Source organism: Flexivirga oryzae (assembly GCF_014190805.1).
Lineage (GTDB): Bacteria > Actinomycetota > Actinomycetes > Actinomycetales > Dermatophilaceae > Flexivirga > Flexivirga oryzae.
Genome location: NZ_JACHVQ010000001.1, coordinates 699,048 through 719,682 on the forward strand (window position 1 = coordinate 699,048; position 20,635 = coordinate 719,682).

Sequence of the window (20,635 nt, forward strand, 5' to 3'; positions counted from 1 at the left end):
TGTTACCCCTTCTGCTCGTCGAGCGCGTTGCGAACGTCCTGCGCGAGCTGCTCCGGAGCAGTAAGGTCGAGTCGCACGACCTTCCACCCGGACCCACGCAGGTCCTCCAAGTCGTCGGCCGGTGCTTCAGCGTCGAGTACTGCGACGCGCTGTTCTCGCCACGTGAGGTCGACCATGATGCCGTCGACCTCCGACATGATGTCCGGTTGCGCAACGCCGGCAGCGGCGAGCAGGGCCGCCACCCGTTTCGCGGTCGACCCGAGACCCCCCAGATCGCTTCCGTCCCAGGCAGCTTCGTCGACCGTCGACACCGGTGCACCGCCTGTCGCCTTCGCATCCTTCTCGACCAGCGAGCGCACGCTGATCCTGGCCTCGATGTCACTGAGGCCGATCACGTTCGACAGTTCCAACCAGGCGTGCCAGGCGTCCACGTGGTCCGGACTCGCCACTGCGGTTTCAGTGTCGTCGAAGACGAGCGCGACCTCGACCGGCGCGATGCCCTTCAACCGGCAGGCGAGGACCAGGTGCTCGCTCCGGTGGACGATCAGCGAGTCGCCCGCAGTGTCGAGCTCGCGCTCCGGCTCGGCAAGCAGACTGTCGGCCACTCGCAGTAGGTCCTGGTCGGGACCGATCCATCCCCGGCGGAAACCGGGTCGTTGGGCGAGCAGGAAGGGCAGGTTGCGAGCGAGCATGGTGCGCGCCGGATCGGTGGGGTTGTGGACGATGCCTTCGAGCAGCGCGAGTGGTCCGCCCGCGTATTCCTGAACGACTGCTTGCGAGATCCCTGCCCCTTGAGGAGTTTTCCGCAGCGCGGCGATCACCTGGTCGTTCAGCCACACGGGCCGTGTCGGGTCGTCGATGTCGCCCCATGCGACGGCGATGACTTGAATCCCCTGTGACCGCAAGCGTTCCCGCTTCTCGGCGTCGTCGGCGAGGCGATTGACAGCGGGGACCGCGTGGTAAGCGTGTCCGTCCGTGTAGATCGCGTAACGCCCGGCACCACCGCTCGCCGTCAGCTCGAAGTCGGGCTTGGTCTGTGAGATCAGCACCTGCGGCCGCAGTCGCCACTGCCGGCCGCCGCTGGAGATGCGCAGCTCTGCCCCGTTCGGTCCGGTCGACTCCTTCACATCAGTGTTCTTCGCGAGCCGTTCCTTGAGCGCGTTGCGGAACTTCTGCTCGAGAGTTGACTCACCCCAGTCGGCATCGATCGGCCGGTCCGTGACGTCCCAGGTGGGTGCGTCGATCTCCAGGGCGTGAGCGGAGGTCTCCTCGTCGATCTCGAGCAGCACCCGCAGTGCTCGGATGGCGTCCAACCGCGTGACGGAGGAGCTGTCATGGGTGAAGGGCAGCAGACAGCGATGACAGGCGGCTCGCTCTTCGTACTGACACGGGCAGTCCTCGAGCGTCCGAGCCGCTCGCAGCAGGATCGCCCAGAGCCGTTCGGCTCCCGCGACATCCGTGAGGTAGCCCGTGCCACCGGGCACGATGTCGTGCAGCAGCAGCGCCGTTCGGGTTGCGCCGTCACCGGTGCCGAGCGGCTGCGGCACGACCTCCACCCGCAGGTGATCCGGGGCACCGCCGATGATCTCGCGCAACCCGAGGAGGAGCGCAGCCTGCAGGCTCGGCACGCTGAACTGGTCCGCTGTCACGCTCGGCGGCAGGCTGATGGCGATCGCCTGCGTGACGAGCTCCCGGCTGAGTCCGAATTCGCGGGTGTGCTCATCCACCGCGGTGCGGTGCGGACACCAGGCGCGGTGCTCGTGCGGTGAATTGGTGCCCGCTTCCTGATCGAGCTTCCCGCAGATTTCGCAGACCCGGAAGAGCTGCGCGGCAACGTCCCTGCCGGCCAGGATCCGGGTGCTGGGCGCGTTCGAGGACCGTCCGAGGTTGAACCACCGCACGGGGAGGCGACGGTAGTGCGAGACACCGAGACCGGCTGCTTCGACGGACCATTGCTCCACCAGGCGAGCCGGGTCGAAGTCCACGGCGACGAGCACCTCGAAGCGCTGTGAGTGACGCAGATCGTCGTTGTCGGTGATCTTCGCGTCGTCCCGACGGACCTCGGAGAAGACCCGCTTCAACCGGACGGCGTCGAAGCGTTGACCGGTGTCGGCGATGCCAGTGCTGCCACAGCGTGGGCACGACGTCGGCGAGGGGTCGGTTGCTGCCTCGAACTCCTTCAGATGGCCACACTCGTCGCACAGGGCGTAGTGCGCGACCTCCGCCTGGTCCTGGCCGATCTCGATGCCGTCCACGCGCAGCTCGAGCCCGTGCGCGTAGAAGTGCGCGCCCGGTGCGAGCTCTGTCAGCGCACGGGCTGAGCCGCGCGGGATGACGAGTGAGTCGCTGTCGAACCGCTCGGTCTCCGGGTCTATCCAGGAAATCTGTGCGTCGAGCTCGACGGTGTCGTCCAGCAGGGAGTAGTTCGGCAACAGCCCGCGCATCTCGAGTCCGCTGATCCAGGGACTTCCGGTGATGTCGCTCAGCACCCGCTTGACGAGCTTGGCCGTGCCCACTGCCGACCGGTATGCCGTCCTGTCGTCGTCACTCGCCGCAGGAAGCTCGGCTCGTTCCCGCAACCCCGGGATCGCGTCGACCACAGCCGTGCGCCGGCGACGCAGCTCCTCGACCTCGCTGCGGTGTTCGTGCGCTGCGTGATGGACGGTCGCGGCGAAGGTGTCCGGCTCGCCGTCGGGGGCGAGCACCCACGTCCGGAGCATCGCGATGCCGGCGGTGTCGCGGTGCGCGAACGTGCCGACGAAGTCCTCCAGCAGACGCACCCCGTCGTGCTCGACCCGATCGATGACAGTTCCGAGGAAGGTCCCCGGATCGGTCGATGCAAGTGCCTCGCCGGTGGTGCGCGGGACGTCGACGTGGCCGCTGCGCACCAGATCGTCGATGACGTGCGCGAGGAACTGCCGGCGCAGGATCTCCTCCGCGTCGAGGTATGTCGCAGGCGGTCGCACCGTGCCGTTGATCATCGACAGCGGCTCTCCGAGCTGCGGCAGTTGGTCACCGCGACCCGTCACATAGGCCAGTGCCAACGAGCTGCCGGTGAGCCGCCCTGCGCGTCCCACGCGCTGCACGTATTTCGCGACGGAGTCCGGCAGCGACGAGAGCATCACGGTCGTCAGGTCACCGATGTCGATGCCCATCTCCAGGGTCGGCGTCGCGACCAGCACGTTGGGGTCACCGGGGGACTGGTCGGTGCGTTTGAAGCCCGCCTCGATGTGGCGTCGTTCCACCGGGTCGATGAGGCTGGTGTGCTCGTGAGCGTCGACCCGTCGCATGTCCGAGTTCGCGAACAGGTTGCGGTAGAACGAGTTCGGGTCGCGCGGCGCTGCCTTGAGCGTGCCTCGGCACCGATCCGTCGTGCACGGTCCACCGGCGAAGAGGTCACCGAGCTCCGGCGTGGTGGGCACGGGCGAGTGGCAGGTGTCGCAGACGACGAGTGTGACCCTGTCGCGCAGCTCCTCGTCCGACAGAGGCACGGCGCGGACCACATCCGGTGTGAGACCGAAGGCGTGGGCGCCCTTGTCGGTGTTGGTCTCGCGGACGACATCTGCCTTCGACAGTTCTTTCAGGAGCCGAGCGGCAAGCGTCGCGCCGTGTGCGGTGTTGACTCCCAGACACTTCTGCGCCCACCGGGCATACCAGCTCTGTGGACTGGTCACTCGCACGAAGTCGCTCTTGGGATCGACCGATCCGTCGGTGATCGCGAAAGCCGGTGCACCTCGACCCGGTGGGAAGGCGGGAGCCCCCTGGTCACGGCGGCGTTTGCCCCACACCCAGATCCGACCACCGTCGTGTTGGACGTAACGACGTAACCAGTCGTGCTCGATCGCGCCGTCGCGGCGCAGGTGCTCCAGGGTGCCGTGCACCCAGCGGCGCAGCGCGGTGTCGTCGACGTGCCCGATCGGCAGCGTGTCGGTGCCGTCGGTCGCGCACGCCCTGCGGCCGAAACCGGCGACCCGCTCGGGGTTGCCGGCGTTCACCTGGACGCCGATAGACCCGGTGGCCTCCAGTGTTCGCCCGTATGACGCCTGCAGCCCGACCTCCAACTCGATGTCGAAGAGCAACCGGCGTCGCATGGCAGTGCGACCCGACGCCGGGATCCGCGACGGACTGTTCGCCGACCAGTAGGAGTGGAAAAACTCGTTGTCGAGCAGGGACCGGGGGACCAGCCGGTAGCGTGCGAACCCGTCGCCGTCGGCCCGACGCAACACCTCATCGGTCCACTCGACCAGCGACATCGGCTTGTCGAGCCCGTCGCGCAACGCTGCGCGGAGGGAGAGCGTGTGCGACCGGGTGTCGACGAAGCCCGCGCGGTGAGCCGCGTCCTGGACGGAGTCAGTGAAGACCAGTGCCCGCTTCTCGCCCGGGTCGAGCGCGGCGTCACCGAAGAGCGTGGACAGGCTCACCGAGAGCAGGGTTGCGATCGCGCTGCCGAGGAAGCGGATCTGGTCGCGTTTGCCGCAGGAGGGGCAGTCATCGGACTTGGACCGTCGCTCGATGTCCTCGGTGTCGCCGTCGAGCATCACCACGGGCAGGATGCGGCCCTCCAGCAGATCCTCGTCGTCTTCGGCCGGGGCGTGCAGGAGCAGCGCGCGCTTCCCGACGTCCAGCCAGCGCAGATTGGGTGCGTGCTGCTCGGGCTGCGGATCACCCTGGGAGCGTTTGTCCGCCACCAACGCAGCCTCGCCAGGCGCGTGCAGTAGGGCGCGGAATCGCCCTGTCTTCCAGAGGTGTTCAGCGCGTATGTTGTTGTCGGACGCGGCCAGATCCCGGCCGGTCGGTGCGAGGCTGACACCCCAGCCGGAGCGGCCGCACGATCGGCAGAAGATGGCCGGGAGGGCGATCGTCTGCGCGTCGTCGATCGGTGGACCGTCGTCGGACCACCGGAACGCCGGCTGAGCCGAGACGACACGATCCAGCCGGGTGAGCTCACGGATCCACTGGGTCACCTCGACCGAGACCGCGCCGCGGTCGGCGAGCCGGATGTGGCTGAGCGCGGCGAGGATCGTCGCGACGGCTTGCTGTTTGTCGTTGTCGTCGATCTGGCTCCCGAATGCCTGGGCCGCGAGGTCGGCCAGTGGCACTGCCTCGGCAGCGTCGTCGACGAAGGCTCGTATGTCGTCGTGCGCGCGCAACAGTGTTGCCGCAGTGAGGTGTTCGGGCGCCGGCCCCGGTCCGTAGAGTCGCCTGGCGACCTCTGCGACGAGCCGATCACCGTCGTCCTCGCACACCCGTGCCAGATCCGCGATTTCTGCGACCTCGGTCGACAACATCGAGAACAGTCGGCGGCGTCGGAGTGCGTGCTCGGTGACGGTAGTGCGGGCTGCTTCGGAGTAGGTCTCGGCGTCCACGCGTCGTTCGGTGATGGCAGCGCTGCGGTCGAAGGGTTCGCCGAAGACCTGCGCCGCGAAGTCGAGCATCGCCGTCGGGTCACCGCCGTCGCCGAGGGTCGCAGAGGTGGCAACCGGGGTCACCCTGCCGAGCGGGCACGCGTCGAAGAGCGGTCGGTCCGGGTGATCCTCCGGGACGTGACTGCGCAGCCGCAGCCCGAGCCGACGCAACAGCATGGCGACGTCGGTGCCCTGTGCACCGTCGTAGGTGTGGAACTCGTCCAGCACCAGGTAGGTGAGCGACAGTGCACTCTGCGACCACAACGGTGCGTCCTCGGGCCGGAGCAGCAGCTGGTCGAGCATCTTGTAGTTGGTGAGCAGGATGTCGGGCGGGGTGTCCCGCATCGTCGTGCGGTTGGTGATCAACCCTTCCTTGGCGACCTTCGAACGTCCTTGGCCCTGGCCGGGATTCGCATCACCGGTGTAGAGACCGGCGGTGACGTTGGCGAGCTTGGGGTCGGTGGTGATCAGCTTGGTGAGACGACCTGCCTGGTCGTCGGCGAGGGCGTTCATCGGGTAGAGGATGAGCGCCTTCATGCCGGTGATGCCGTCGCGCCGGGCGCGCAGCACGTGGTCGATGATCGGGTTGAGGAACGCCTCGGTCTTGCCGGAGCCGGTGCCGGTGGTGACGATGGTCGGCAGCGGGCGCGGTTTGTCGGGGCGGAGATCCTTGCTCGTCAGGTGCCGGTGCGCCTCCTCCTGGTGCCGGTACGGCGGGAACGGCGGCTGCCAGTCCAGCGGACTGTCACCGGCGGAGTCCGCGGTGTGGAAGGGGAGGCGGAGCCGAACGTAGGGACCCTTGAAGATCCCGGAGTCCGGGTCCTGCAGGAAGTCGGTGAGTGCCTGCCGTGGCTCGGCGTCGGCGAGCGCGAAGGTCGTCGTCAGGTAGTCGACAAGGCCGTCGCGCAGCCGCAGCGCCTGCAGACTGGGTAGGAGCTCGGTCATGACGTGCCCGCTTTGGCCGCGAGTCGACGCTCGAACTCGGCGTACGCAGTGCGGAAGTCGGCCTCCCGGTCACGGGTTGCGAACGGCAACTCGTAGACGTAGTCGAGCCCACTGCCCGGATGCGTCGCGGTGCGCTCTTCCTCGGTGATCATGTCACCTTTCTTCCGCCACACCGCCAGCACGGAGTTGGGAACGAGGCGGCCGGTGGCGTCGAAAAGGTATGGCTTCTTCGCTTTCGACCGGGCATGGTCGTTGTCTGCGAGGACGCCAAACTGGCCCCGGTATGCCGCACACAATCCATCCGCGGACACACCGAGCATCAGCGCCACCAGAGCGTCGATCTCCACCTGAGCGTTCCGGCGGTCAAGAGCACGGCGTAAGGGAGTGCCAGCCGTCCAGGTCGGGCCGATCGGTCTCTCGTCAAGACGTTCCAAGATAGCTGTGTCCGTGGCGAATTCACCACTCCAGCACTCCGTCCAGAGAGATGTGTATGCGGCGGTCACGCAATTGAGGCGGAGAGTTCGTCCGATTAGAGCATCCAGAAGCGGATGGTCGAGCGCCACGAGGGGAAGGCGGCCGAAGTTTGCCAAGTAGATGCCGCTCTTGGGTGCCGCTCGAAGGGTGAAATCAGACAAGAGGCTTGACGAACACGCTTGGAGGACAACCAGTTCGACCAGGTTCCGGTTCGGAAGTCCGACACAGAAGACACCGTTGATGTGCGCCGCCCCCGGCGGGATGAGTCCTGAGATCAGGGTGCGTTCACCTGTGTTCGCAGCCATTGCTCGCCAGGCGACGCGATAGAAATTGCGCGCGGGCACGCGGTCTTCGCCCCAGAGTGTGTACGCGGCATCGTAGCTGGCACGGTCACCTGCTGGCTTGTAGGCGGTTACAGGGAGACCGTCCTCGGCCAGACTCTCGAAGTCAGTACTCGACCAGTCGTTGTTATTTCGCATCGTACGGTTGACCGCCTTGTAAAGCGGATGCGAGACGTAGAGGTGCGGACCTTGGAGAATGGCGTCACGCCACAGCGCCTCCCCCCACTTGGAGACGAATCGCCCGCGCTCACGGTCGGCTCTCTCGTGCCATCCTGCCGAGAACTCGAGGCGTAGGCTGGACGCTCGGTGCGCCTTGGACAGTCGGGCGAGCGTTCGCTCCGCAGCCAAGTTGACGGTGTAGACCATTGGCGTCGATGTCCATGATTCGGCGCCAAGCACCTCCTGCCACAAGCGCAGCGTCGACTCTTTGACGTGTTGAATCCGCGAGAGGTGTGGACGTTGATCCCAGTTGCCCCTGTTGTCTTTTACTCCTGGCTCTTCGCCGGAGCCGTCATGTTTGAACGAACGGCCCACCGTGTCCGGATGGTAGAGCGAGGCGGCGTGGACGAAACCCACCTTGCGGTCGGACCCGTAGACATTCACTCCATATGTAACAAGATGATGGATGTCGAACAGACGAAGCTCATTGATGTACTGCCAGTGGCGTCGCAACCGACGGTAGGTTTCTTCCCGGAGCGTCGACGCTTTCTCATCGGTGAAGTGGGACTCCATATGAATCAAGCCACTGATCCCAGTCGGAGAGGCGTGATTCCAGGCCTGGCTCATGAACCCTCGATAGAGGTCGGGTTGACCAGTCAGAACCGGGTAGGCCGTCGAGTCTCCGAGCACGTCGCCGAGCACGGATGCTTCGGTCGAGCCGTCGAGCACGTGCTCAACCACTCCAGGCTCAGCTAGGGCCACTTCTCGGCGCTCCGCCTTCGCTGCTTCAGAGGGTTTCGCGGTCACTGCCCACCAGGGATCGCCATCTGCGAGGAGGGACTCGACGTCGACCACCGGCCGTACCCAGGGCGGATTCCCCACCTGCAGGTCGAAACCACCGCGGGCGAAGACGGTCGCGAAGTCGAGCTCCCAGTGGAAGAAGCCCTGCTCGGTAGCCACCTTCTCGCAAACTCGCAACCACGCGCGCTTTTCAACTACCGATGAAACGGGTTGGGCACCCGCGAGATTCAGGTCATGAGTCTCGGCTTGGCCGAGTTGTTCCCAGTTGGGGGTGCCGGACCCGAAGGTGTCCATCCAGGAGTGTTTGGTGTCAGGGGCAGCACCGAGCAGATCCCGGCAGACATCGAGCCACTGATCCAGCGTTGGTGGTTCGGTCTCGGCTTCGGTGAGCGGCCAGTACCAGAGCGCGCACCAGGCATCCATCACGCGCCGGAGGCGCTGATACGCGCCGTCCGGGTCGGCCAGCGACGCCTCGATCTGCTCACGGGTCACCGCTCCGCGTGACGGCTGAGGTTCCCGGCCCTAGAGGTCGATGGTCCGGCCCGACTCGGCTTCCGCGATCGTCAGCCGGCGCAGTGCGAGGTCCCAGAGCACCTCGACACGCTGCGCGAGGTTCTGCAGCCGCTTCAGCTGGGCCGCAGTGGGCTTGCTGCGGATCGTGCGTCGCCAGTCCTTCAACCGTTTCAGCAGCTCCGGGTCAGCCAGGTCGCGCACCGACTTCGGCACCTCGGCCGCGGAACCCCACCCGTTTGCGGGGAGCAGGAAGTGGTGGACACGCGTGCCGATCGACTTCGTGGTTTCGACAGGCTCAACCAGCGACGGCCCAGGCCCAACCAGCGACGGCCCGGGCTCAACCGCCTGATCGCGGTGGCCGAGCTTGTCGAGGTCACGTCCGGTGGTTTCGACAGGCTCAACCAGCGACGGCCCAGGCTCAACCAGCGACGGCCCAGGCTCAACCAGCTCAGTGCGGTGGCCGAGCTTGTCGAGGTCACGTCGGGTGGTTTCGACGGTTTCGACGGGCTCAACCGGCGACGGCCCGGGCTTAACCAGCGATGTCAGCGGCAGCGGCTCGGGTGCGGTCTTCAGCCAGCTCTTGTCCTTGATCCGGTGCGCGGCGTACAGCGCCCGCCGGGCGCCGACGAGCGAGTTGCCGCGTCGCAGCCGCAACCCGAACCACGGTGCCTGCAGGCCGGGGGCCATGGTGTCCAGCCACAGCGACACCTCGGCCAGCTCGACGGCCGTGGCGTTGAGGTCCACGCCGTAGACCTGGTGCAGCGCGATGTGCGCCTTGACCTTCTGCAGCTCGGCCGGTCGCCGCTCCGGATCGATGCGTTCGCCGAGTTCGTCCTCGCGTCGCCGCAGGTACTGCTCCGCCAGCTGTCGGACAGCCTCGATGGCGAACGCTCCTGAACCGAGAGCGGGTTCGCAGATCGTCAGCTGCAGGATCTCCTCGGCAGTCGTCCGGTGGTCGTCCTGGTCGAGCAGCTCCTCCAGTGCCTGTTGCACGGTGAAGTGGGTGAGGACTTCGGGCGTGTAGTAGGACGCAGAACGTTGCCGGTCTCGTCCGGACAGCCGGAAGACGAACTCACCCTGGCGGTGGATCACCGCGTTCTGTGCGCCCGTCTCCGGGTCGACCTCCCGCACGAAGTCCCTCTCGTCGAGATGCGCGGAGTCGGCGATGGGCACGACCCACGACCCCTTCGACCGGTCACCACCGGGTGCGACCTCGTAGAGGTCAACGGGTGCGAAGGAGCCGGTGTAGGACATCAACCCTTCGTAGACCGCGCCGAGCTGGTTGATGCCGAGCTCGACGTACGAAATGAAACCGCGCTGCTGCTTGCTGCTCTCCTTGCTGAGCAGCAACTTGCGCAGCACCTCCAGGAGCGTCCCGTTGCCGAGCTGCACCTCGTCGATGAGCGCCGTCGCCTCGGGACGGAAGAGATCGGCACGCAGTGCGTTGAAGGTCAGCCCGTCCGCAGCATCGTCGGCGTCCGGGGGCGTGTGACCGCCGTCGACCAACCGGAAGAGGCGTTCCAACGACTGGTAGAGATGCGTGCGACGGCGTGAGCGTTCGTCCTGCAGCTCGGTGAGAGCGAGATCCCGCAACCGGTCCAGACCGTAACCTCGGTCGTACTCCTCGACGCCGACCGGCAGCACCTCGAGCTCGGGAGACGCCTCGGCAAACAGCAGGAAGAGGATGCGGTAGAGGTAGCGGAGCGACTGCACGGCCAGCGGCTGGGCCTGTTTGTCGGCTAGCGGCGGGAGCTCCTGCGCGCGGCGGCGACGCACCACCTCGCCGGCGATCAGCTCGATCGATTCACGCACGCCGTCCTGCAGGTCCTTGCTGACGCCGACCGTGTGTTTGACCGACTCCTCAAGGGTTTCGGCCCACCAGGTGTCGCCGGACGGGTCGGGCGCCAGGGATGCGGCATCGAGGCAGGCGAGGGCACGGTCGATCTCACCGCCGCGTTTGCCGTCGTTGCGCTCGCAGACGAGCTGGAGGTCCACGGCGAGCCAGCGGCCCTCCGGCCAGCGGGTCTTCTCCGCGATCACGCACCAGCGGCCGGCGACGACCAGCGCGAAGTCCGGTCCGTCCGCACTCGTCATCAGGGTCGACAAGGTGGTGGACACCGAGAAGATGGTGTCCTCCTCGTCGCGGTCCCAGGCTTGCAGCAGGGTGGGGGAGTGCTTGTCGATCAGTCCCTCGATCGTCGCCGCGGGACGAGCCGCGATGAGCGCCAGCGGCTTTGCGGAGTCGAGGTTCGCCGGTCGGACGTACTCGATCGGTCCGTCGATCTCCGTGGTGAACTGACCCGTCCGGAATCCGAGGATGCCGGTGACCTTGTCGTAGATGTTCTTGGCGCGATCCAGCTCCTGACCGGTGAGGGCCGTGGGAGCCGTCATACGCTCGCCCTCGTCGCGTGTCGCGTCGAAGTCCATGCCCTCCTCTGCCAGCTCGGCGAGGTGCGCCTCCAGCTCACCGCGGGCCGCGGTGAACCGGCTCCGGGTCGACTGCTCCTCCTCGTCCCACTCCTTGCGGCGGGTGAGGACCCGCGCCTGGAAGGACTCCTTCTTGGCGTCGGTGGTGAAGAAGTGCTCGCTGATCCAGTCCTCGCCGATGACCAGTGCGTCGCTGACCGGCATCTCACAGTCCTTCCGTCGAAGCCACCGGGTGGCCGGCCGGCACCACGACGAGCAGCGGGCGCAGGTTGCGGCGCTGTGGCCGTCGCTGCTCTGCGAGGCGCTGCTGCTCCTCTACCCCCATACGGCGCAATTTCAGCTCGTTCCGCTGGACCAAGGTGTCCGCCTCTTCGGCCCAGTTGCTCGCCCTGGTTGCCCATTCCTCGACCTGGCGGTCGGCTTCGTGCTCGGCCATCGTGAAGGTCTGCTCCAGGAAGCGCTCGGCCTGCTGCACCGCCCTCGGGATCAGTGCGTTCAGCGCTTCGGCGTCTCCGACCAGGCCCGGATTCGACATGACGGCGGTCACCCCAACTGCTTGCAGCATCGATGCCGCGGAGTCGTACGTCTCGATCAAAGTCAGCGGCGAGTCGGGCTCGAAAACCACCTGTAACCACGCGGAGGAGACCGCCTGTCCGGCACGGTTGGTGAGTGTGCCGTTGATCAGCACGCTTGTCGTCTCGTTGTTGCCGCGGACCGCGAAGACCTCGCCCCGGCTGAGTGCGGCGAGGGTGCGGTCGCTGACCCAGTCGAGCACCGGGTGCAGCGGGCCGAGGTAGTGGGCCGACGGCCAGGACGACAACTGGTCGTCGCGCAGCGCTTCCGCCAGGAGCGCGTCGCCCTTCGCCTGGCTGGTGGCCAGCCGCATCCTCGTCGTCACCTCGCGCTCGCGCAGATAGCTCTGTGGAAGGGACGACAACCTGATTTTCAGATCACTCGGTGGTGTGATCTCAACGATGTTCTCGTGTGTGTGCTCGACCCAGCCGATCCCGCCGCCTCCGCCGGCGAGCGGTTTCTGATCCGGCCGCGGGTAGATCTGGGAGACTGCGTCACGCAGGAAGTCGACGGGTGCCGGGTACAGCCCGGATCCGCTTGGTGCCAGGCGTTTCTCGGTCGTTTCGGCTCCATCCGGGGTGACGCCGATGGCGAGTTGCGCGAGGAACGCCGTGAGGTCGCCACCGCTCACGACATCCTCCGGAGTCTCGAGCACCTCGTCCAGCTGCTTCCGCCCACGCAGGACGGCCAGGATCTGCTTCTCCTCGGCTGCCACGTCGTACTCACCCATGATCGAGGCCGTGTCGCCGAGCGCCGTGTGGGCTTCGTGCTCCTTCTCGACCAGCGAACGCAACACCCGCACGTCACCGGAGAAGCGGTCGTTGCCGGTCTGCAGCAGCAGGGTCGTGATCTGCGGAGAGAACTTCGGCCGTAGCGGTCGATGCGGCCGTTGCGCTGCTCGATCCGGATCAGCGACCAGGGGATGTCGAAGTGGATCAGCTCGTGGCACTGCCGGTGCAGGTTGACACCCTCACTGGCGACGTCTCCGGTCACGAGCACACGCAGGCGGGTCCCCTCCTGCTTGAACTCGTCGACGATCTCCTGCTGCTCGACATCACTGAGACCACCGTGCATGACACGGACCTGGTCGGCAGCCAGATTCAGATCCTTCATCACACGCTCACGGAGCCACTTCAAAGTCGCGACCCGCTCGGCGAAGATGACTACCCGCGCCCTTGAATCAGGGGCGATACCAATGCGATCGAGCTCCTCGAGGAGCGCGGCATACTTGCCGGTCTTCGTGCTCTCGGCTCGCTCCGCGAGCTCGCGAAGGTGAATCAACGAATCGTGCTCGGTCACGTTCAAACCTTCTGCGCGCTTGAGCCGGTTGCTGCACGTCTCAGCCAGAGCCGCCGGGGAGGACAGAAACGCCTTGGCCAGTGTCCACCCGAAGAGCGCGTCGCCGCCTCTGCGCCCAGTGGAGTCGTAGAGCCAGTTGTCCGCCAACTCCTCGGCGATCTCGTCCTCCTCGACGGAGGCGGGCACCAGACGATTCACCGGCTCAAGGCGTTCTGCCCACTCACCACCGACCACCTCCGCCACCTCGGTCGAGTGACGGTGTCGGCGGACGACGAGCCGCTCGATGTCCTTCTGGTCGATCTCGCCGTCCGGAGCCACGGAGGTCGGCTCGAGCAGCCGCATCAGCTCCGCGAACGAGCTCGCCTTGCCGTTGTGCGGTGTCGCACTCGCAAGAATCAGCGCGTCGGTCTGTGGCGCGAGAACCGTTGCGAGTCGGTTGTTCTGGGTCTTCGATCCGGTGATGTTGTGGGATTCGTCGATGACGACGGCGTCCCACCGGTGCTTGCGCAGGTGCGCCAGGTAGCGGTCGTTCTTCAGGGTGTCGATCGAGATGATGGCTCGTTTGTAGACGCTGAACGGGTTGCGGGACGCGGGCAGGCGCCGACGTACCTGCTGGATGCCGAGCGAGTCGAGGCGGACGAACGGCAGGGCGAACCTGGTCCACATCTCCTGCTGCATCTGCTCCAGCACATGTCGGGGTGTGACGATCAGGATGCGTTCGCCGCGACCGCGCCGCACCAGCTCGGCCAGCAGCATCCCGATCTCCAGCGTCTTGCCCAGTCCGACCGCGTCCGCCAGCAGGATGCGTGGCCGCAGGATGTTCGGGTCGAGCGCCTTGCGGACAGCGCTGCGCTGGTATTCGAGGGTGTTCATCAGCATGCCGTCCGACACGGACAGGTTCGGGTCCCCGATAGGCAGTGGCATCTTGCGCAGCGTCGCCTCCAGCCACAGCCGCGCTCGTCGGTAGCCGGGGGAGTCGTCCGGCACGACTTTCGTCATACTCGGGTCGGCCACGGTGATCTCGTCCAGGCCTGAGCTGAACTGCGCGCTCGTGCCGGCAACCAACTCGGACAGTCCCTCGACGGTCACCAGCAGGCCGTCGCTGTTGTGCGAGACCTGGGTGACCAACCACTCCTCGTCCCGCACGACCACGAGGGACCCGGGTGCGATGTTTTCCAGCGTCGAGTCCGCTTCCACCGTCATGTAGGAATCCTAGGAGTCCAGCAGCTCTGGCTCGTGTGTGGGTTCTATTGCAGGAGTTTCGTTTTCGTTCGCTGCGGTGAGCAGTGGCGATTGCGGAACCTCGTCGCTCGGGAGGTTCATGAAGCTGCGGAGCAGTTGCACCAGTTTCTCCGCGTCCGATCGGCCCGTTTCCGAGTCGGAGGGGACGTCGAGCTTGAGGTGTACCTCGTCCTCTCGCAGGTAGACGTCGATGCTGACCTCTTTCCACTTGTCGTCGGCGGAAGACTTCACAAAACGAACATCGCTCGTCGAGAACGCCTGCCACGGCCCACCGTGCCGATCCACTTCGGACGCACGGGCAATCAAGAGCCGATCGGCTGTCGCTGCGATGTAGCGATCGCCTGCGAACGCGCCAATCGCGTCTCCGACGCCGATTGCGAGCAGTTCCTCGGAGTCGTTGAGCTCCCACCGAAGGGACTCCGCGGCGCGTGCCTGTCGGTCGCCCTTCTCGATGAGCAGTAGCGACGCTTGGGGGAGCGGACGGGTCTTGTAACCGATCTCGTTCTCGAGAACATCCAGTCGCTTTAGGAATTCGCGGGAGGCTTCGGAGACCTTCCTTCGCGCGCTGTGAGCGCGCCCCACGGGTATGACCCGATTGCCGGAGAACTCGGCGAACAACGAGAATTGCTGGTGGAGAGTGGACGTCAGCTCGTAGACGTCCGAGGTCGACTGCTTCCAACCCACCTGCGCCTTGTCGACGATGTGCGAGATGAGAGCGTCGTTGGCCGGAGTGGTTTCGCTGCCTTCGTAGAGGTGACCTGCCCGTAGCCCCTGGTAGATGAACCACGCCTGTTGAACTGCGACGAGCGACAGCAGGTCTGCCAGGATCGCGTCGCCGTGCTCGGCAAGGAATTTCTCCCGATCGATGTGACTCTTCTGGGTCGCCAGCGCATTGACATGGTCGTCCACGGCGCGCCGGTCCCGTTTGCGTTCCCTGGTCAGGTCATCCTCGAGACCGGCGATGTTCTGCCACACCCCGTCCGTCACTGCACCGACTGCCTGCGCCTCCTCGAGGGCATGACCGAGGGTCTCCCGCAGCGCAGACGCAGATGCCCAGCGCTCGTTGCGGATCTCCTTCAGGACCGCCTGGGTCAGTTGAATGTTGTCCTGCATCAAGGACTTCATCTCGGCGAGCTGGGCCTGAATCGCCAGCATCTGCAATGCCGGCCCCACAGCGCTGAGCCCACCCATTGCTTGCAGGTCTTTGACCGGCATCCAGCGTACGGACTGGGCGAACTTGCCGCTTGAATCCACCAGTGTGCCCAGGTTGAAGCCCCCGGACATCACCGGGTGTGCTGTCTCGAGCGCATTCAGTGTCTCCGGGGCGAGCTGCACAAGACCCTGCAGGTTTGCCTGCGCCATGAATAGCTGGCTTCCCAGATTGGCGACGCCGATGAGGTTGCTCATCGCCGACGTAAGGTCACGAGTTGCACGCTCAGGCATGATGGGGGTTTTCAACATTTCGAATCCGTCCGGCACGGACGGGCCGAACAACGCGCCGAAGCCGGGAGCTATTTCTACGAGGGCGTACTCGGGTGTCTCGTCCTCCGGTGTCGCTGCAGTGTCGTCGGTCATGGCGTCCTCCAAGGGTTTTCAGAGCTTGATCAGGCCGTCAGGCTCGATCAGGCACTTGCGGTCGAGCACCAGATTGAACTGCTCGCAGCTGGTCTCGGGAAGCAGCAGGCATGCGTGGCAGGCTGACAGGTTCATACCGTCCACCCCGGACGCCCCGGACTCGATGCACACCGGGTCGGACGTGCACCACGTTGCGCGCGTGATCGCGGAGCGGAAGACGCTGTTGAACCGGTGCTTGTTGCTGAGCGCCGCGAGACCGCCGAGGCTGCCGGCGCTGTCCGCGGTGGCGGTGTAGATCAGGATGCCGGCCTGTCCTTCCTCCGCGTACACGCGCTCACGCAGTGATGCTGTCGGGTAGCCCGCGGTGAGTGAGCACTCGTCCAACAGCGCATGTGCCAGGGAGTGGAGCGCGAGCGAGCGGCCAGTCACCGTGAGGTGTGCGGCCAGCGACGTCGAGCTCAGCGTCTCCTGGCTCTCGAGGATCTGTCGCACACGGCTCTTCGCGAAATCGCTGTCGCACCATGCAGTGAGCGCATTCTCGTCGACCCTGAGGAACACGCCTTCGCCGAGCACCTCCATCGCGGGAAGCCACGACAGGTGGCCCGCGCTCAACTCAACGAGGTTGCTGTTGCTGTTGTCGGCGTCAGGATCGGCGGGAGTCACCCGGGAGAATCCGCGAAGCGCTCGTACCTCGCGCAAGCGAGACACGCGGGACACTTGGGAGATGATCGGTGGCACATTGCTATCGATGAGATCCACCTTTTCGCAGAGGAATAGCTTGCTGTCCTTGTCCGCCTCGCTCAAGCCCTGGACGAGTGCCGCATACTCCTCGGCACGCAGCTCGGAGTTGGTCGGTTTGCGCCGCTCTTGCAGAGGCTGCCGCAGCTCGGCGATGGCTGCAGCCAGGTCCTCCATCGTTAACCCCGGTGGTCTTCTCAGCTGTTGTGCGATGCCTGAAGCATCTGCATCAGGGGAGAACCGCTTGAGGATCGGCCGAACCGCTTTCATGGCTCTGTCACGCACTGACGGGATGGAGATTGCTGAGCGAGTCGCGGCGAACCAGACGTTCGATGAACCTCGCTGCAGCGTCCGCAGTGTTCCATCGCAGGGGGACGCGCTGGTGGGCTCGGACGGCATCCAGGGCCTACGCCCACCGCATCCCTTGATCTCGCGGAGAGCGTTGACGCCGAAGGCTCCGTCGAGCGAGCGCCGTGCGCCGCACTGGCACACAACTTCCAGATCTGCCAGGGCGGACGACTCGCCCTTCGTTTTCAATGTGAGGTGGTGCTCGTCTGGCTCAACAGATTTGCCGTGGGCCCACCTGAGGTACGGGAAGTCCTCGATGTGTCCCTTTTCGCAGCAGGCCACGAATCGGGACGGGGTGATGGTTCCCCGGTTACACGCGACACATGTCCGCAACGTCTTGGAGGTGAGCTTCCAGATCAGGTCGAGTCGTCGACACTTGGGGCAGAAACCCCAGGTCGGGAAGCGGACCACCGGGATGTCACCGTTTCGGCGTCCGCTCGACGGTTCGCGGAGCTCCTGCACACCGAGACTGGCTGCCAGGCGCGGCTCGTCCAGGACACGGCTGAACTGGGTCGGCCACTCGTCGAGACCGCAGATCATCACGCTGTCGTTCTCCGCGGGATAGAGAGACCCGACGCCGAAGGTAGATACAAGGGTTGTCCGGCGAGCTCGGGCGACGACTTTACTTGCCACGGGAACTCCTCCTGGATTTGATGAGAAAGAGGCTCGACTCTGCATCGACGTCGCGCATACTGGTCAGCGTCGGCCACGGTGGATCGGTCACGGGGAACTCGACAGAGTCGTCTTCATTGGCGCCCAGGGCTTTCGACGCCTCGACCAGAAGGGCGCCATCGGCCCGATCGAACCAGCCCTCGTAGTGCGTGGGCTCCGCGTCTTCCCACTGAGTCATGAGCTCTTCCAGCTCGTGCTTCACTCGATCTGCAGACTGATCGTCCGGAAGGTCTCTGACGGAAGCCCCGAGCGAGGCCGCGCGGTCGGTGATCCGCTGTGTGCAGGTGTCGAGGTCGTCCAGCCAGTTGTCGAGATCGCCGGCGGCCTTGCTGTCTGCAGCTGCCGCAACGGTCATCCGCGCCATTGACACGAGGACTCCGTGCAAGCCACGGTCTCGTGCACGGGGCGCGAAAGGAGTTGCGCCGGTTGCCTCGACATGTCGATAGAGCATCCGGTGATAGCCGGCAAAGTTCTCGTAGTGCGAGAGGTCCCGGCTGCGGGCACCGTTCAAGATGGCGACAACCAGGCCTGGGTCACGACGGCCGACGCGGGAGGTCGCTTGGATGTACTCAGAGGTGGTCTGTGGTTGACCCATGACCGCCATCAAGCCGAGTCGATCCACATCCACGCCGACGGAGATCATGTTGGTTGCCAGAACGACGTCGGCACAGTCGGTTTCGCCGCGGCTGCGCGCCATGATCTGCAGCTCGCGGGGGATCTCGGTCGACTTCTTCCGAGAAGTCATTTCGCGCGGATTGCCGATGTCACGGGGCTCCTCGCCCCGACGGGTCGCAATGACCTTCATCTCGGCAGGGACGTCGTCGATGACTTGCATGTAGGCGCCGCCGAGGATACGCAGGCTGTTGAAGTAGCCGAGCAGCGTCCAGTAGAGGTCAGCAGCCTCGCCGTCTTCGGGGATCGCCGCCGCGCTCTGCAGCAACGAGGCGTAGACACGGACCATCAGGGTCGTGTGACTGGTGCCGGCACCCAGCACACCGAGGTACTCGCGTGAACCCTTCTCGGTCCGTGGCGCTTCGACGGAGAAGTAGGAGTTGCGGTAGGTGCGTCCTGGTGGGGGGAACTGGTGAGCCTCGCGGTCGAAGACGGCGCGCACCTGCTCGGTGGCGCGGCGGATCGTCGCGGTGGAAGCGACGAGCTTGGGCTTGCTCGGGCGCGAGCAAGCGGCGTCCACCGCGGTCTCGTAGAGACCGACCATCGTGCCCAACGGTCCACTGATCAGGTGCAACTCGTCCTGGACGATCAGATCCGGTGGCGGCTCGGTCGCGCCGTTGGTCGTCGCACCGGCGCTCCCGAACAGGTTGGCGACCTCCCGCTTCCATGCCATGAGGGCAAACTTGTCGACGGTGCCGATCACCAGTGATGGTCGTTCACGGTAGACGTCCTCGTCGACGATGTGCACGGGCAGCCCACCGCCGAACTGACAGCCGAGGTGCGGGCAGTAGACGTTCATCCGGCCGTCAGCGACGTCGTAGTTCTTGTAGGTGAGTTCCGTGCCGCACCAGGGGCACTGGCGCAGCTGGACGGGGTCTGCAGTGTCCTCACTGTCATCGACCTTGCCGGTCTTCTGTCGGTTGAGGGCGCGTCGTGCATCGGCGAGGCTGTTGGGCGTCGAACTCTGCCCGACCCACAACCCGATCGAGATCGACCTCGCATCGGGGAGTTCCTGCCGTCGCAGCTGTTCGAGTGCGCAGATCAAACCAGTCGCGCGTTCGTACTGCTGCAGAGTGAGCAGGCGGAGGGTGTAGCGCATGATCACCGAGACGCCACCGTCGAGCGTGTTTCGGAGTCTGCGAAGCATGATTGAGATTGCTATCAGGCCGAGGTATGCCTCGGTCTTACCGCCACCGGTGGGAAACCAGAGCAGGTCGGCGATGTCTCGGTCCTGGGAGTTCGGGTCGGTCAGCCCACGCAGATTGACCAGGATGAAGGCGATCTGGAACGGTCGCCACGAGGCAGCTTTCACAGCGGACTGAGGAGGGTCCCCGACATTGCCGTTGCGATGGCGGTCCTGTCGGCTGCGCTGCTGCGCCATGGCGTGATTCATCAGGTTGAAGGCACGCCGTACGGCTGGGTCGTCCAGCAGAAGGGAGATGCCGTCCGCCATACGCTCCGCCGCAACCCTGGCTTCGCGCTTGTGGCGTTGCAGTGCCTCGGCGTTGGCGGGGGACAGACCGTTGTCGTCGAGATCGTTGATCCATGCTTCGTACGCGGTGACGAGCGAGCGGAGATCCTGCAGATCCTCGGACTTCGAAAGGTGCTCCATGCGCAGATCGATGCCGGCAGGTCCTGCAGGGTCGCTCAACAGAACTTCGTGACCGGGGACGAACGAGGTCCAGATCGAGGTGACGTCGTCGTTCCAGTCGACGCCGCACCCATGGCCGACGGCGTACGAGTGCACATCGCTGAACAGGAGACGCTGCGATGCCACCTCCAGATCATCCAGGCCCGCAACGACCGACTCGGGGCGCGCGATGAGCTCACCGGCCGGGGCAGTCACAGTGATCACGGGGTTGAACCAGCAGCGACCGTCTCGCTCTCCACGACTGGCGGTTGCCTCGTTGACGAGGGCGACAGTGATGGACACAGCTCCGTCTTTCGGCACACGGACCACCATGTGCAGATGAAGGTCCAGGCCGTCGCTGACGGGCTTGGTGGTCGTCGCCGGGGCGCTGACGTCCACTTGGACCGGATCTGTGCTGATCGTGTCGCGAATCCACCGCTCCTTCCCAGCGACGTCCGAACGCAGGTAACGAGAGGCCTCGACCTTGATCCGAATGTCTGCTGCGGACTCCGCGGCGGCGAACGTGAGACCCATGGTGCGTGGGAAACGCACTCGTGCCAACGAAACCTGCGGATCTTCAGCCCCTTCCGTGGTCGGCGAGCCGGCGTCACCGTCGCCGCTCTTGTCGATGTCGACGTCCTCCGGACTGTCGGCAGTACCTGCGGTAGGGGTGGTGTCGATCTGTGGGTACAGCACTCCCACGACGAAGCGGGACATCGGCCGCTCGTCGAGCTCCTCGTCGAACTCGCCGCCCAACAGGTCTGCCCTCAGCCGGTCAACGACGAACTTGCGTGTCGCGTATGCATCTTGAAGCTTCACTG

General features: G+C 65.6%; 8 protein-coding genes. All 8 read right to left on the minus strand.

The features are described from left to right. Window positions 1-2: 2 nt before the first annotated feature. Genes FHU39_RS03185 through drmA form a run of 8 tightly spaced genes read right to left on the minus strand, consistent with a single transcriptional unit; the run spans window position 3 to window position 20,633 of the window. The gene (locus tag FHU39_RS03185) at window positions 3-6,350 is read right to left on the minus strand and encodes a DEAD/DEAH box helicase (RefSeq protein WP_183318917.1); all 6,348 of its coding nucleotides are present in this window, start codon (window positions 6,348-6,350) and stop codon (window positions 3-5) included. Beyond that, entirely contained in the window at window positions 6,347-8,617 is a 2,271-nt protein-coding gene (locus FHU39_RS03190) for a hypothetical protein (protein WP_221185107.1), read from the minus strand. The genes FHU39_RS03185 and FHU39_RS03190 overlap by 4 nt, the downstream gene beginning before the upstream one ends. 30 nt (window positions 8,618-8,647) lie before the next feature. Then, window positions 8,648-11,269: a DNA methyltransferase gene (locus FHU39_RS23755; RefSeq protein WP_221185108.1), complete on the minus strand. Its 2,622-nt coding sequence runs from the start codon at window positions 11,267-11,269 to the stop codon at window positions 8,648-8,650. A 1-nt stretch (window position 11,270) separates the two neighbouring features. Next, entirely contained in the window at window positions 11,271-12,368 is a 1,098-nt protein-coding gene (locus FHU39_RS23995) for a hypothetical protein (protein ID WP_246336150.1), read from the minus strand. Beyond that, a complete protein-coding gene (locus tag FHU39_RS03195) occupies window positions 12,266-14,140 on the minus strand; it encodes a helicase-related protein (RefSeq protein WP_246336151.1) in 1,875 nt (624 codons plus the stop codon). Before FHU39_RS03195 ends, FHU39_RS23995 begins: the two co-directional genes overlap by 103 nt. Before the next feature lie 9 nt (window positions 14,141-14,149). Then, entirely contained in the window at window positions 14,150-15,754 is a 1,605-nt protein-coding gene (locus FHU39_RS03200) for a hypothetical protein (protein ID WP_183318919.1), read from the minus strand. A gap of 18 nt (window positions 15,755-15,772) precedes the next feature. Next, on the minus strand, window positions 15,773-17,518 hold the full coding sequence (drmB, locus tag FHU39_RS03205; RefSeq protein ID WP_221185109.1) for a DUF1998 domain-containing protein: 1,746 nt from the start codon (window positions 17,516-17,518) through the stop codon (window positions 15,773-15,775). Further along, window positions 17,463-20,633, minus strand: a complete 3,171-nt coding sequence (drmA, locus tag FHU39_RS03210; RefSeq protein ID WP_343065719.1) for a DISARM system helicase DrmA — start codon at window positions 20,631-20,633, stop codon at window positions 17,463-17,465. Before drmA ends, drmB begins: the two co-directional genes overlap by 56 nt. Window positions 20,634-20,635: the final 2 nt, after the last annotated feature.